Origin of the sequence: Amycolatopsis heterodermiae (genome assembly GCF_034929455.1) — a bacterium.
In the GTDB taxonomy this organism is placed as follows: Bacteria; Actinomycetota; Actinomycetes; order Mycobacteriales; family Pseudonocardiaceae; genus Amycolatopsis; species Amycolatopsis heterodermiae.
In genome coordinates this window covers 1,128,035-1,141,483 of the sequence record NZ_JAYFSI010000002.1, presented here as the reverse complement: position 1 = coordinate 1,141,483, position 13,449 = coordinate 1,128,035, and the positions used below count along the sequence as shown (strand labels likewise).

At 73.1% G+C, this 13,449-nt stretch carries 14 protein-coding genes and 1 pseudogene; 7 read left to right on the top strand and 8 right to left on the bottom strand.

The annotated features are described in order from the left end of the window. Positions 1 to 3: 3 nt before the first annotated feature. The gene (locus VA596_RS15745; protein WP_323327629.1) at positions 4 to 759 is read right to left on the bottom strand and encodes an ATP-binding protein; all 756 of its coding nucleotides are present in this window, start codon (positions 757 to 759) and stop codon (positions 4 to 6) included. Positions 760 to 915: 156 nt separating this feature from the next. On the opposite strand from VA596_RS15745, the pseudogene VA596_RS15740 reads away from it, so the two are divergent. Next, positions 916 to 1,776: pseudogene (locus VA596_RS15740) on the top strand (iron-containing redox enzyme family protein); the annotation flags it as partial. Between the two features lie 105 nt (positions 1,777 to 1,881). Here the strand turns inward: VA596_RS15740 and VA596_RS50660 are convergent. Continuing rightward, a complete protein-coding gene (locus VA596_RS50660; protein ID WP_410171883.1) occupies positions 1,882 to 2,100 on the bottom strand; it encodes a CDGSH iron-sulfur domain-containing protein in 219 nt (72 codons plus the stop codon). A gap of 48 nt (positions 2,101 to 2,148) precedes the next feature. Here VA596_RS50660 and VA596_RS15730 point away from each other — a divergent pair, with 48 nt between their 5' ends. Then, positions 2,149 to 3,267, top strand: coding sequence for a carboxylate-amine ligase (locus VA596_RS15730; protein WP_323327625.1), 1,119 nt, complete (start codon positions 2,149 to 2,151; stop codon positions 3,265 to 3,267). Here VA596_RS15730 and VA596_RS15725 read toward each other — a convergent pair. Continuing rightward, on the bottom strand, positions 3,260 to 3,484 hold the full coding sequence (locus VA596_RS15725; RefSeq protein ID WP_323327623.1) for a DUF6480 family protein: 225 nt from the start codon (positions 3,482 to 3,484) through the stop codon (positions 3,260 to 3,262). The two genes, VA596_RS15730 and VA596_RS15725, sit on opposite strands and share 8 nt — an antisense overlap. Next, entirely contained in the window at positions 3,481 to 3,714 is a 234-nt protein-coding gene (locus VA596_RS15720) for a hypothetical protein (RefSeq protein ID WP_323327621.1), read from the bottom strand. The genes VA596_RS15725 and VA596_RS15720 overlap by 4 nt, the downstream gene beginning before the upstream one ends. Before the next feature lie 124 nt (positions 3,715 to 3,838). Between VA596_RS15720 and VA596_RS15715 the strand changes: the two genes are divergently transcribed. Both VA596_RS15715 and VA596_RS15710 read left to right on the top strand, forming a co-directional pair. Next, positions 3,839 to 6,136 (top strand): phosphoketolase family protein, encoded by a 2,298-nt coding sequence (locus tag VA596_RS15715; RefSeq protein WP_323327619.1) that lies wholly within the window; start codon positions 3,839 to 3,841, stop codon positions 6,134 to 6,136. Next, entirely contained in the window at positions 6,133 to 7,182 is a 1,050-nt protein-coding gene (locus VA596_RS15710; protein WP_323327617.1) for an acetate/propionate family kinase, read from the top strand. The genes VA596_RS15715 and VA596_RS15710 overlap by 4 nt, the downstream gene beginning before the upstream one ends. Positions 7,183 to 7,214: 32 nt before the next feature. Here the strand turns inward: VA596_RS15710 and VA596_RS15705 are convergent, their stop codons facing one another. Next, positions 7,215 to 7,850: an STAS domain-containing protein gene (locus tag VA596_RS15705; RefSeq protein ID WP_323327615.1), complete on the bottom strand. Its 636-nt coding sequence runs from the start codon at positions 7,848 to 7,850 to the stop codon at positions 7,215 to 7,217. A 207-nt stretch (positions 7,851 to 8,057) separates the two neighbouring features. Between VA596_RS15705 and VA596_RS15700 the strand changes: the two genes are divergently transcribed. After that, positions 8,058 to 8,828: a GAF and ANTAR domain-containing protein gene (locus VA596_RS15700; RefSeq protein ID WP_323327613.1), complete on the top strand. Its 771-nt coding sequence runs from the start codon at positions 8,058 to 8,060 to the stop codon at positions 8,826 to 8,828. A 4-nt stretch (positions 8,829 to 8,832) separates the two neighbouring features. Here VA596_RS15700 and VA596_RS15695 read toward each other — a convergent pair whose 3' ends face one another. Genes VA596_RS15695 through VA596_RS15685 form a run of 3 tightly spaced genes read right to left on the bottom strand, consistent with a single transcriptional unit; the run spans position 8,833 to position 10,764 of the window. Further along, positions 8,833 to 9,540, bottom strand: a complete 708-nt coding sequence (locus VA596_RS15695) for a GAF and ANTAR domain-containing protein (RefSeq protein WP_323327612.1) — start codon at positions 9,538 to 9,540, stop codon at positions 8,833 to 8,835. After that, positions 9,537 to 10,520 carry an alpha/beta fold hydrolase gene (locus VA596_RS15690; protein ID WP_323327610.1) on the bottom strand — a complete coding sequence of 328 codons (984 nt, stop codon included), beginning with the start codon at positions 10,518 to 10,520 and terminating at the stop codon, positions 9,537 to 9,539. The genes VA596_RS15695 and VA596_RS15690 overlap by 4 nt, the downstream gene beginning before the upstream one ends. A 34-nt stretch (positions 10,521 to 10,554) precedes the next feature. After that, complete coding sequence (locus tag VA596_RS15685; protein WP_323327608.1) at positions 10,555 to 10,764, bottom strand: DUF2188 domain-containing protein; 210 nt, start codon at positions 10,762 to 10,764, stop codon at positions 10,555 to 10,557. Between the two features lie 221 nt (positions 10,765 to 10,985). On the opposite strand from VA596_RS15685, the gene VA596_RS15680 reads away from it, so the two are divergent. Next, positions 10,986 to 12,320 carry a serine/threonine-protein phosphatase gene (locus tag VA596_RS15680; protein ID WP_323327606.1) on the top strand — a complete coding sequence of 445 codons (1,335 nt, stop codon included), beginning with the start codon at positions 10,986 to 10,988 and terminating at the stop codon, positions 12,318 to 12,320. Between the two features lie 48 nt (positions 12,321 to 12,368). Next, the gene (locus VA596_RS15675) at positions 12,369 to 13,421 is read left to right on the top strand and encodes an NAD-dependent epimerase/dehydratase family protein (protein ID WP_323327604.1); all 1,053 of its coding nucleotides are present in this window, start codon (positions 12,369 to 12,371) and stop codon (positions 13,419 to 13,421) included. Positions 13,422 to 13,449: the final 28 nt, after the last annotated feature.

The following is a 13,449-nucleotide window of genomic DNA, read 5'->3' as shown; positions in this document are numbered from 1 at the left end:
GCCTCAGCCCGGCCCGCCGACACCGGGGGAACGCCTGGTCAGCACGGCCCACACGATCTTGCCGCCGGACCAGCGGTGACTGTTTCCCCACGCCCGGGCGACGTCGGCCACGATCCTCAGACCGAGTCCGGGCTCGCGCGCGTCGGCCCGTTCGAGCAGCGTGGCCGGATGGTCGCTCTCGTCGGCCACGGCCACGCTGAACAGCCCGGACCACAGCGCGAGCCGGAGGTCGGGCTCGGACCCGGTGTGCTGGACGACGTTGCGGACCAGCTCCCCGACCACCAGCGTCGCGTCGTCGACCAGCTCCGGCACCTTCCAGCGCACGGCGTGGTCCCGGACGAGCTCCCGGGCGTCGTCGATCACGGCCGGGGTGCGGGGCAGCACGCGCCGGGCCGTCAGGCGGACCGGGGTGGCCGCACCGGCCTCCGCCTTCTCGACCGTGGCGTGGACGGCGACGAAGCGGTCGATGCCGTGCCGGTGGAAGGCCCTCAGGTGCCGGTGCTGCCGCGTGACCACGGCGAACGGGATCCCGGGCCAGTTCTCGACGCGTTTCGCGACGAAGGTGAAGACCGTGGCCGGGGACAGGTCCTCGATCACCAGGGCGTCGACGTCGGCGATCAGGCGAGGCGGGACCTCCGCCGCGACCTTCAGCAGGCCGTCGCGCAGCAGGCGGTAGCCCGCGAGGTCGAGGTCGCCGGCGACCGTCACCACGGTGCTGCCGGGCCGGGTGGTCAGCTCGAGGGTGAGATCGACGGGCACGCGGCCTCCCAACACCCCACGCGGCGACGCCGGACCATCGCTCTCACCGTGGGGAGACCACACGATCGTGGCGGCTGACCGTCACCACCGCGTGCGGCAAAGGAGTGACACGGGCTTTCGCGGGTACCCGGAGTGTCCCAGCACCCAGGAGGATCCATGCGCCTGCCCCACCCTCGCGGCCCGGTCAGCACCGCGGTCGTCGACCGTCTCCGCCGGGTGCCGGACGACTTCACCGCCGGTCCCGCGCCGGCGGACAGCGACCGTCCCGTGCTGCACGACGATGACCTGCAGCTGACCTTGTGGATTTGTTACGAACTGGGCTACCGCGGGTTCGACGACGTCGACCCGTCTTGGGAGCACTCCCCGTTCGTCACCGGCCTCAGAGGACAGCTGGAACGGCGGTGGGAGGCCGGGCTTCGCGACCTTGTTCCCCCGATCGACGTCGAGCCGGAGGACGTGCCGAAGGCGCTCGTCGAACTGGTCCGGGCCGACGACGGGCCGTCGCTGGCGAAGTTCCTGCAACGCCGGGCTTCGACTGCGCAGTTCCGCGAGTTCGTCGTGCACCGTTCGGTGTACCACCTCAAGGAAGCCGACCCGCACAGCTGGGCCATCCCCCGGCTGTCCGGCGCGGCCAAGGTCGCGCTGCTGGAGATCCAGTCCGACGAATACGGCGAAGGCCGGCTGGACCGCATGCATTCCGAGCTCTTCCGCGCCACCATGCGCGGACTGTCCCTTGACGACGGTTACGGCCACTACGTCGACGACGTCCCGGCGGTGACGCTCGCGGTGAGCAACCTGATGTCGTTCTTCGGGTTCCACCGGCGCTGGCTCGGTGCCACACTGGGGCACCTGGCGGCGTTCGAGATGACGTCGTCGCTGCCGAACCGCCGCTACGGCAACGGATTGCGGCGCCTCGGCGGCGATGAGCCGGCGACCCGGTTCTACGACGTGCACGTCGAAGCCGACGCCGTCCACGAACAGATCGCCGCGCACGACCTCTGCGGCACGTTCGCGCGGGAAAACCCCTCAGCCGCAACCGACGTCCTCTTCGGCGCGGCGTGCGGCCTCGCCGTGGAAGCGGAGTTCGGCCGGACGCTGCTGACGCACTGGGGGAACGACCGCTCAGCGCTGGTCACCACCGGCGGCGCGGAACCCGCGGACCTTGTGGGTGCCGTCGCAGAACGGTTTGACGGCGGACAATCCGCATCGGCAGAGCGCGACCGTACCCCGGCCGGGATCGATGATCTCGCCGTCCGGTGAGCGGATTTCGAACGCGCCGCGGACCAGCGGCCCGTCTTCGTACGGGGTGATGGTCGCGGGTGCCGCCGTGGTTTCGTTCACCGGCCCCGGATACCCCGGCCGGACCGGGTTCACGCCACCGGAGCCGGTGTGACGGCCGGGCTCACCGTGGGCGTCGAGGAGGAGTTCCTCCTCGTCGACGCCCGGACGCGCCGGCCCGTCTCCCGGGCGTCGGAGGTCCTCGCCCGGGTCCCGGCCGCCGACGGTTTCAAACCCGAGCTGTACCAGTCCCAGCTCGAAACGACGACCGACGTGCTCGCGGACCTGGGCGACGTCGGCCGGGCGCTGACCGCGTCCCGCACCGTCTTGGCCGCCGCGGCGCGCGAAGCGGGCACGCTGATCGTGCCGATCGGGACCCCGCCGCTGGCCGGCGACCGGCCCCGGCTGACCGACGGCCCGCGGTACCGTGCCATCGGCGAGACCTACCGCGGTGTGCTGGCCGACTACGAGACGTGTGGCTGTCACGTCCACATCGGAGTCCCGGACCGGGCGCACGCCGTCGCCGTCGTCGACCACCTGCGGCCCTGGCTGCCGACGCTGCTCGCGCTGTCCGGCAACTCCGCCGTCCACCACGGACAGCACACCGGTTACCAGAGCTGGCGGGTGATCCAGCAGGCGCCGCTGCCCGGCGGCGGGATTCCACCGCGGTTCGGCGACCTCACCGGCTACGACCGGTGCCTGGCGCGGCTGGTGGACAGCGGCGTGCTCGTCGACGACCGGATGACGTTCTGGGCCGCCCGTCCCTCGGCGGTGTACCCGACGGTGGAGGTCCGGGTCGCCGACGTCGCCGGCACCGTCGACGAGGCGCTGCTGCAAGTCGCGCTCACCCGTGCCCTGGTCCGCACCGCGCTCGCCGACCTGGACCGCGGCGTCGAAGCACCCGACGTCGACGGCCAGCTCGCCGCGGCGGCGCTGTGGACCGCCGCCCGCCACGGCATCCACGGACCAGGCGTCGATCCCTTGACGGGACAACGAGTCTCGGCCACGACCCTGCTCGACGACCTCGTGACGCACGTCCGGCCGATGCTGGCCGCATCCGGCGACGAGGCACTCACCGAAGCCCTGCTTCTCCGCGCCCTCACCGGGGAAACCGGCGCTGAGCGCCAAATCCGCCTCGCCGAAGACGGTCTCAGCACCATAGTGGACGACGCCGTGAGCAGACTGCTAGTGCTTTCCCTTGCATCGCAACCGGATCCGGCGATCAGCTGAACAGGTCGAACGCCCGCAGGATGAAGAACGCGGCCATCCCGACGACGAGCACACCGACGATCACGAGCGCCACCACCGGAATCGTCTTCGACGGCATCGGCTGCGGGTGGGACAGCCCCGACGTCTGACCGGCATCGGGTGGGGTGTCGCCCGGGGTGACCGAGCCACCCGCTTCCACGCCCGGCACCTCGTCCGGTTCCGGCCCCGGCGCGGTCATGAGCTCGTCCCGGCGTGCTGGGTCATCGGTGTCTCCTGTCGTGGTGCGGGCCAGTGCCCGTGCACTCGTTCGTGGGCGGGCACGGGCCGGTGCACGTTGCCCGTCGTGGGACGCAGCCGCGCCCGGGTCAGGGCGGCCAGCCGGAACAACGGCCCGACCAGCCGGTCACAGGTTCGCGGCAGGAGCCGGAATCCGGCGACGACGACCGGGTTTCCCGGGCCGGTGATCACCTGGCGCGGGTCCGTTTACCCGCCTGCGGCTCCGACAAACGGGCGCACACCGGATCGGGGCGCGCCGGTTAAGCGGGGGCGCCTCGGGTACCCGCGCCGCACCGACCCCTGGGAGAGGAGCACCGTGCGTGCCCCGATCGAGGCCGAAACCCTGCGCCGCTACCGGCGAGCGGCCGATTACCTCGCCGCCGCGATGATCCACCTCAAGGACAACGTCCTGCTCACCGAGCCGTTGCGCCGCGAGCACCTGAAACCGCGCCCGCTCGGCCACTGGGGCACCTGCCCCGGGCTCACGCTCGTCTACGCCGGATTGAACCGGCTGGTCGCCGAGACCGGGCAGCGCACCCTGCTCATCACCGGACCGGGTCACGGCGCCCCGGCGATCCACGCCAACCTCTGGCTCGAAGGCACGCACGCCGAGTACGACCCGGCGCTTTCCGTGAACGGCCACGGCCTGGCCGAGCTCGTCCGCCGGTTCTCCTGGCCGGGCGGCTTCCCCAGCCACCTCTCCCCCGAAGTCCCCGGTGTCATCCACGAAGGCGGCGAACTCGGCTACGCCCTCGCCACCGCCTTCGGCGCGGCCTTCGACGACCCCGGCCTGCTGGTCGCCTGCGTCATCGGCGACGGCGAGGCCGAAACCGGCCCGACCGCGGCGTCCTGGCACAGCCCCAAGTTCACCGGCCCGGACGACGGCCGGGTGCTGCCGATCCTGCACCTCAACGGCTACAAGATCGCGTCGCCGACCATCTACGCAACGATGCCGGACGACGAGCTCACCGCCTACTTCACCGGCTGCGGCTGGACCCCGCTGATCGTCGACGTCCGTGGCACCGGCGACCCCGACACCCCGCTCGCCGACGCCCTCGCACGAGCCCACCGCCAGGACACCGGGCCGCCGCCGATGATCGTCCTGCGCAGCACGAAGGGCAGGGGCCTGCCGGCCACCTCGCCGGACGGCACCCCGCTGGAAGGCACCTTCCACGCCCACCAGGTCCCACTGCCCGGCGCGGCCGAGGACCCGGACCAGCTCGCCGAGCTGGAGCGGTGGCTGCGGTCCTACCGGCCCGAGGAGCTGTTCGACGCCGACGGCGTCCCGGCCGGCGACCTGCTCACCGTGCCGCCGGAACCGTCGCTGCGGCTCGGGCGTGTCCCGCAGGCCAACGGCGGCACGCTCCGGCGGGATCTGCCGCTGCCGGACATCGGGAAGTTCGCGGTCGCGGTCGCCGGCCGCGGTGCCGTGGAGGAAAGCCCGACGGGAGTTCTCGGCGGCTGGCTGGCCGAGCTGGTGCGGCAGGCGCCGCAGACGTTCCGCGTCGTCTGCCCGGACGAACTGGAATCCAACAACCTCGGCGCGCTGCTCGACGTCACCGACCGGCAGTTCGCCCGGGACGTCCCCGGCTACACCGAGCACCTCGGCAAGCGCGGCCGCGTGCTCGAAGTGCTGTCGGAGCACCTCTGCCAGGGCTGGCTGCAAGGGTACCTGCTCACCGGACGCCACGGCCTGTTCCCGTGCTACGAAGCCTTCGTGTCCATTGTGGACAGCATGGTGAACCAGTACGCCAAGTTCCTCAAGATGTCCGGCGAAGTGCACTGGCGGGCGCCGGTGGCGAGCCTGAACTACCTGCTCACCAGCGACGGCTGGCGCCAGGAACACAACGGCTACAGCCACCAGGGCCCCGGGTTCATCAACCAGATGCTGACGAAGAAGGCCGACACGGCCCGGATCTACTTCCCGCCGGACGCCAACACCCTGCTCGAAACCATGCACCGCTGCCTGTCCTCGACCGGCCTGATCAACGTCGTCGCCGCCGGGAAGCAGAGCGGGCCGGTGTGGCTGTCCCCCGACGAGGCCCGCGCCCACTGCCGCGCCGGCGCCGCCGTGTGGCCGTGGGCCGGTGACGAGGGCGAGCCCGACGTCGTGCTCGCGTGCGCCGGGACCACGCCAACCGTGGAGACGCTCGCCGCGGCGCAGCTGCTGGCCGACGCGGCTCCGGACCTGCGGGTGCGCGTGGTGAACGTCGTCGACCTGCTCTCGTTGTGCCCGCCCGGCCGGCACCCGAACGGCCTGTCGGAAAAAGCGTTCGCGGAGTGCTTCGGTGAGGACGTGCCGGTGGTCTTCGCCTTCCACGGCTACCCGTCGGCGGTCTACGAGGTGCTGCACGGCCGTCCCGCCACCCAGCGGTTCCACGTCCACGGTTACCGGGAGGAAGGCACGACCACCACCCCGTTCGCCCTGCTCGCGGACAACGGAATGACCCGGCACGACCTCGCCGCCGACGCCGTCGGCCGGGCCCGCGGCTGGTCCTCGGCGGGCGGCGACCTGGCCCGGGGCTTCCGGCACCGCCGCGACGAACTGCTCCGGCTGTCCTGTCGCGACGGTGAGGACCCGGCCGAGATCACCGGCTGGCGGTGGTCACGATGAAGGTGCTGACGGTCAACCCGGGCTCGGGCAGCCTGCGCCTGCACGTGGTGGACGGCGACGACGCAACCGAAGTCGGCGACGTCGAGTCCGTTGTGGACAGGCACGGCACGGTCGACGTGGTCGCCCACCGGCTCGTGCACGGTGGCGCGGACGTCGTCGAGCCGGCCGTGGTCACCTCGAAGGTCCGTGCGGCGATCGCGGCGGCCGAATCGCTCGCCCCGGAGCACGTGCCGAAGTCCGAAAAGCTGCTCGACCAGCTGACGGAACTGCTTCCCCGCGCAACGCACGTCATCTGCCCGGACACCGCGTTCCACCGCACGATCCCGGCCGTGGCCCACACGTACCCGCTGCCCGCGCGCTGGCGAGCCCGGTGGGACCTGCGCCGCTACGGCTTCCACGGCTGGTCCTTCGGCTGGGCCGGCCGGCGAGCGGCGGTACTCCTGGACCGCCCCGTCACCGAGGTGAACCTGCTCGTGGCGCACCTTTCCGGCGGCTGCTCGGTGTGCGCGGTCTCCCACGGCCGCAGCGTCGACACCTCCATGGGCTTCACGCCGCTGGAGGGCACGATGATGGCGAAACGGTCCGGCACGGTGGACCCGGGCATGCTGCTGTGGCTGCTGCGCGAAGGCAAGCTGACCGTGGACGAACTGGAAGACGGGCTCTACCACCACTCCGGGCTGCTGGGCCTGTCCGGGACGTCGGACGACACCCGCGACCTCGTGCGCGACGCCCGCGAAGGAAACGTCAAGGCCCGGTTCGCGCTGGCGGTGTTCGAGCACCGCACCCGCCGGGAACTGGCCGCGGTCGCGGCGAGCCTCCCCCGGATCGACGCGCTGGTGTTCACCGGCGACATCGGCTGGGACCAGCCGGAAACCGCCGAGGGCGTCGCCGGCGGCCTGGGCGTGCTCGGCATCACCGGCGGCCTCAGCCGGCAGCGTGCACAGGACTCGGTGATCAGCGCACCGGACGCGAAGGTGCCGGTGCTCGCGGTCCGCTCCCGGGAAGAACTCGAACTGGCGAGGGCCGCGGCGCACACCGTCCGGTGAGCGAGCCTGTCCGGCCGCGGGAGCGACGGAAGTCAGTCCACGACAGCGGTGCGAGAGTGAGCGACCCCCACGACGTCCAAGGCCGCGGCGAACCGGGGGTCGGCGGTGAGGACGCGGACGTCCTCGCGACCGGCCTCGTGCACCGCGCGAGCCAGCACCTCTACCGGAAGCGCGCACGCGGACGCGTCGAAGAAGAGGTCGTCGCGACCGTCGGCGCGGCGCAGTTCGTCGGTCACCGGCCCGGCGTCGCCGGACGGCGATCCGCCGCTGGCGACCACGAGCACCGCCGCGTCGGTGACCACTGTGTTCATCCGCAGGCGGGCCGGGACGGCGCCCTCGCGGCGGCGGCGCACGTTCAGCAACCGGTCGGCGCCGGTCAACGACAAGGGGCGCCAGGCGGCCTGTGACGGCGCGGCCACGACCATCCGGGTCGTCGTGCCGGCCAGCTGGTGCGCGGCGACCAGTACCGACACTCCCTGACACGACAGGAAGTGCACGAGGCCGAGGTCCACGACGAGCAGTGGCGGCCGTCCGGCGATCGCGCCGGCCAGCACCGTGCTGAAGAAGTCGGTGGTCGCGAGGTCGATTTCGCCGTCTGCTCCCAGCACCACCGCGGTCGCGGTGTGCTCCATGGTGATGCGCAAGGGTGCGGCAGCGGTGTGGTCCACGATCAGCTCCTGAACACGCCGGCCCACCTGCGAAGCGCGGCCGGCTGTTGATGGCGATCGTCGCGAGCGCGTGGTCTCGGCCCTCCCGGCGCTGTACCCCCACCCTAGCCCCGTGCGGCCGATCACGCCACGAACGAGCCTGCGCCGTCTGGATCACCCGCGTACGATCGGACGCCCAGCCGCACGTTTTCGGGGAGATCAGCGATCATGACCGAACCGTCGCCGGAGGCACTGGCGGAGATCCAGACCGGCCGGGAACGGCGGGTCTCCCGGGCGTTCGTGGCCCTGGCCGACACGCTCGTCGCGGACTTCGACATCGCCGACTTCCTCACGATGGTCACCACGCAGCTCGTCGACCTGCTCGGCGTCACCGCGGTCGGGGTCATCCTGCGTGCCTCGGACGGCAGGCTCCGGGTGGCGGCGACCTCGTCGCACCGGTCCGAGCTGCTGGAGCTGTTCGCGGTGGAGACCGACGACGGCCCGTGCATCGACTGCGTCCGCAGCGGTAAGGCCGTCTCGAGCCGGGACCTGCGCGCCGAATCCGGGCGCTGGCCGCGGTTCGCCGCCGCGGCCCACGAGTGCGGGTTCCGCTCCGCGCAGGCCTTGCCGATGCGGCTGCGCGCCACCGTGATCGGCGGCCTGACCCTCCTGGGCAGCGAGACCGGCGCGGTCGGCGGGGACGATCTCGCCCTCGCGCAGGCGCTGGCGGACGTGGCGACCATCGGCATCCTGCAGCAGCGCACGATCGAGCACGGCGGGGACGTCGCCGACCAGCTGCAGGCCGCGCTCGACAGCCGGGTGGTGATCGAGCAGGCCAAGGGCATCCTGGCCCAGCGCGGCCGGGTGTCGACGAACGAGGCGTTCGCCCGGCTGCGCGGGTACGCGCGGGCGCGGCGCACCCGGCTCACCGACGTCGCCGCCGCGGTCGTCGACGGCCGGACCGACCTCGCTGCCGTGCTGGGTCATCCCCATGCCTGAGCCCTCACCCCACGGCTTCACCGTCGCGGGTGAACCGCAGGGTCCGGGCCACGACCTGGCGCGCGACGACAGTCACCGTCTCACCCCGGATGAACGCCTGCCCGCGTAGCCGCAGCAGGGCCGCGTCCGCCGTGGTGCCGAGCTGGATCGAGACCATGCCCACCGCCTGGTGGACTTCCACGTGGACGTCGGCCACCCAGGTCAGATCGGTGCCGGCGTGGCCGTCGAGCCGGTCGGTCACGGCCCGGGTGGCCAGCTCGGCCAGCAGGAGCGCGTCGGCCGTCTGCTGCCGGGTCAGGGCGCCGGGGCGGTTCCGGTACAGGTCGAGCGACCCGAGCCGGGCGGCTCCGGCCTGCAGCGGGAAGGAGAAGACCGCCGCCACGCCCAGCCCGGCCGCGCCCGGGCCGAACGCGGGCCAGCGGCCGCATGCGGCGGCGAGATCGGCGATCAGGACGCGCCCGCCGGCGTAGGCGTCGTGGCACGGACCTTCCCCGACCGTGAGCTGCAGCTCCTCCAGGGCGCGCCCGGTTGCGTCGCCGGCGTGCACCAGACCGCGGAGCTGCCGGCCGCCCAGCACGCTGACCACGGTCACCGCGGCGCCGGAGACGTCGAGGACCGGTGCGCAGGCGGCGCAGATCCGCTCGACGCCCACTCCGGCGTGGCGGCCCTCGGCGAGCAGCCGGTCCAGGAGGCCGCGCCGGTCCTCGGTCACGGCGCGCTCCCCTTCGCGTCCGCGCGCAGCCACCCGAGAACCGTGTCGTAGACGGCGTCGGCGTGCTGCAGCGCGAAGTGGTTCAGCCCGCCCAGCCACGCGACGTCGGCGCTTTCGGTGGGTTCCGCCGCGGCGACCGGCGTCACCAGGAGGTCGCCGATCAGCCTGCCCCACCGGCTGCCCTCCGTGTGCGACAGCGTCGCGGACACGAACAGCCGGCGGACGCCCGGTGGCGCCCGCAGTTCCGGCCCGGCCTCGGCGCCGGCCCACTGCTCCCGGTGGATCCAGCCGTCCCCGAGGTCGCGGATGCCGTCGCTGCGCAGGGCGAGAACGCGGGTGAGGGGCGCGGTCCAGGCCGAGTTCCCGAGCAGGCTCACGAGCCGGGCGACGTGCCGTTCCAGCGGTGCGCCGCTGTGCGGGGTGCCGAGGCACACCAGCCTCGTCACGCGGGACAACCACGGCGCGCGGCGCTCTTCGGCCTGGTACAACGCACTTCGCGCCACCAGGCCGCCCATCGAGTGTCCGATGAGGACGATGTCGGTGACCGGGACCGGCCACGCCGCGACCAGCCTCGACACCAGCGTGACGAGGTCCCGGCCGTTCTCGGAGATGTGACGGCCCGAGTTGTACCGGACGTAGAGCGGGCTGGCACCGAGGTCGCCGGTCAGGCGAGCCCCGAAGTCGGCCTTGCCCCGGAACCAGCTGCGCTCGGTCTCGGTCAGGCCGTGCAGGAACACCACCAGCCGGCCGGCCGCGCCGGGGAAGGCACCGGCGAGCGACCGCCGGTCGACCCCGACCGGCCGGCGCCGTTGCCGGATCGTCATCCCGTCGGCGAAGCGCGGGCCGGCCACCGGCAGCCCGGCACCGAACAAGCCGTGCGCGACGCCGGCGGCGTAGTGCCCGACGGCGGATTCGAGGACCGTGGCGGGCACCTGGGCGACCGCCACGGTCAGGGCCGCCGCGACCGGCGATCTCGTCATCGGCTCACCGGTGAAGCCATGAATCCCGCCGGTTTCACCGGACTTTCCGGAACGTCTTCTCGGATTCGACCGCCCCGGCGCTGTCGTGGACGACGTGACCGACTTTGCGCTTGCGCGCCATCGCGCGTCCCGAGTGGAAGGCGTCGGTGCGCCGGATCGCGGTGTTGGAGGCTCGCGAGCCACCTTCGACCCGGTTCTTCCACTCGCCGTCTTCGAAGTAGGTGTGCACGTCTCCCTGGGCCACGGCAGTCCTTCCACGGGGCCCGGCCACGCCGGACCGGCGAAATCGGGTGGATCGAGCGCCAGGGTCCGGGGCGAGATCTCCAGAGTAGGGCATCCGGGCGCCCCCCGCTTGCTGCCGGTGGACGCGCTGTCGCTCGTCCCCGCAGGTTTGGCGGCCTCCGCCGATTGGTACTACAAGGTCATGACGCAGGCTGGCGGCCGGCGGGAAAGGACGTCCCCCACGTGAGCCCGGATCCCGAGCGGAGCCAGCAGGAACAGGTCGCCGCGTGTTTCCGCCGCAGCCGGCTGACCCTCGAGCAGCTGTGGACGCGCTACTTCGCGCTGGGCGGCGCCCAGACCCGGCTGGACGTCGACGCCTACCTCCACGGCCTGGTCCCCCTTCCCCGGATCGACCGGGACATGCTCGCGCACGCCGTGAACGAGCGGCTCGACGAGCTCAGCGGGCCACGCCGGGCGCCCTACAGCCGTCCGCTGCCGGCCACCAAGCCGGAGCACGGCCCGCTCCGGGCGCTCGTCGACCTGCTCGAGGGGACGCACCTGGCCCCGCCGGAACGGCTGCCCTCGGTGGTCGCCCGGGCCGGCCGGGCACTCGACCTGCGCATCCGCGTCTACCTGGCCGACTACGACCAGCGCCTGCTGGTGCCGCTCCCTTCGGCCGGCTCCGGCCCGCTCGACATCGAGACGACCGTCGCCGGTGACGTCTTCCGCCGCGCCGGCACGGCGGTCGAGAGCGGGGTTCTCTGGACGGTCCTGCTCGACGGGGTCGAACGGCTCGGCGTCCTCGAGATCGAACCCACCGCCGGCACCGACCCGGAGGACCCGGTCCTGCGCCAGCAGAGCGACTGGCTCGCCACGCTGATCGGCCACCTGGTGACCGTCATGACGCAGTACGGCGACGGCCTGGACGTCCAGCGCCGGCAGCAGCACCGCGACTCGCCCGCCGAACTGCTCTGGCAGGCTCTGCCGCCGCTGACCGGGGCGACCGAGGCCGTGGTCGTCGGCGCGAGCGTGCGCCCCGCCTACGAACTGTGCGCCACCGCGTTCGACTACGCGCTGTCCGAACACCGGGCGCACCTGGCGCTGTTCGACGCCGAACCGGGCGGCAGCACGTCCGGGCTCGCGATCGTCGCGGCCCTTTCCGCCTACCGCGCCACCCGCCGGGACGGCGCGGCCCTCGCCGGGCAGCACGAGGCCGTCGGGGAGGCCGCGGGTGCGCCGGCCATCTCGGGTGTGGTGGCCGAACTCGACGTGCGCACGGGCGATCTTCACGTGCTCGCGACCGGACCCGAAGCCCCGGTCCTGATCCACGGCGGCGAAGCCGGCGGGACACACGAGCGGCTGCGGCCCGGCGAGCTGGTCGCGTTCAGTTCCCGCTGGGCGGTCGACGGCGAGTCGGCGTTCGGGCGCGCAGGCGTGGCGGAAGTCCTGCGCCGGTACGAGGATCTGCCCGTCCCGGAGATCGCGCACCGGATCACCGAGGCGGTGGCGGGCCACTACAGCGACGAGCTGCCCCGGGACCTCGGGGTCGTGGTCGTCCGCTGGACCCCGTCGAGCTGACCGGTCCCGATCCGGTTCGGGTGGACCAGGCCGGGTAACCGGCCCGCCATGGCAGACGTGAAGCGCATCGTGGTGACCGGCGCGACGGGCAACATCGGCACCGGCGTGATCGCCGCACTGGCCGCCGACCCGCGGATCGAGGCGATCACCGGGCTGGCGCGGCGACCGGCACCGGAAAACCCGCCCAAGACCACGCTGGTGCGGGCCGACGTCGAACGCGACGACCTCGTGCCGTTGCTCCGCGGGGCCGACGCGGTCATCCACCTGGCCTGGCTGTTCCAGCCCGCGCGGCGGCCCGAGCGGACTTGGCGGGCGAACGTGCTCGGTTCGATCCGCCTGTTCGAGGCGGCTGCCGAAGCCGGCGTGCCGAAGCTCGTCCACTCGTCGTCGATCGGTGCCTACTCACCGCGGGAGACCACCGAGCCGGTCGACGAGAGCTGGCCGACCCACGGCTGGCCGGGCGCCGCCTACACCCGCGAAAAGGCGTACCTGGAACGGTGGCTCGACGCGTTCGAGCACCGGCACCCCGGCGTCGGCCTGGTCCGGATCCGGCCGGGTTTCGTCTTCCAGCGGGCCGCCGCCTCCGAGCAGCGACGCCTCTTCGGCGGGCCGTTCGTGCCCGGCAGCCTGGTGCGGCCCGGCCTCCTGCCGGTGCTGCCGCACCTGCCCCGGCTGCGCCTGCAGGTGGTGCACACCGCGGACCTCGCCGACGCGATCACCCGCGCCACGCTGCGACCGGTCACCGGCGCGTTTAACATCGCCACCGAACCGGTGATCGGCACGAAGTTCCTCGCCGGCCTGCTCGGCGCGCGCACCGTTCCCGTTCCGGCCGGCGTCGTCCACACGGCGCTCGGCGCCGCGTGGCGGCTGCACCTGGTGCCCGCGACACCGGGACTTTTCGACGCGGTGCTGCGGCTGCCGGTGCTGAGCACGGGCCGGGCGCAGGCCGAGCTGGGCTGGCGGCCGCGGCGCGACGCGGCCGAGACGATGACCGAGTTCTTCGCCGGGCTACGAGCCGGAGCCGGCGGCGAAACCGCTCCCCTGGCCCCGGACGACCAGCGCCTGCACGAGCTCGCAACCGGCGTCGGCCGCCGCCCGTGACGGGGCCCGGGCGTGGTGGCACGCCCGG

Coding starts and splice junctions, on each gene's coding strand:
- VA596_RS15675 (WP_323327604.1), top strand. CDS start 12,369: ATGGCAGACGTGAAGCGCATCGTGGTGACCGGCGCGACGGGCAACATC.
- VA596_RS15700 (WP_323327613.1), top strand. CDS start 8,058: ATGACCGAACCGTCGCCGGAGGCACTGGCGGAGATCCAGACCGGCCGG.
- VA596_RS15725 (WP_323327623.1), bottom strand. CDS start 3,484: ATGACCGCGCCGGGGCCGGAACCGGACGAGGTGCCGGGCGTGGAAGCG.
- VA596_RS15690 (WP_323327610.1), bottom strand. CDS start 10,520: ATGACGAGATCGCCGGTCGCGGCGGCCCTGACCGTGGCGGTCGCCCAG.
- VA596_RS15710 (WP_323327617.1), top strand. CDS start 6,133: ATGAAGGTGCTGACGGTCAACCCGGGCTCGGGCAGCCTGCGCCTGCAC.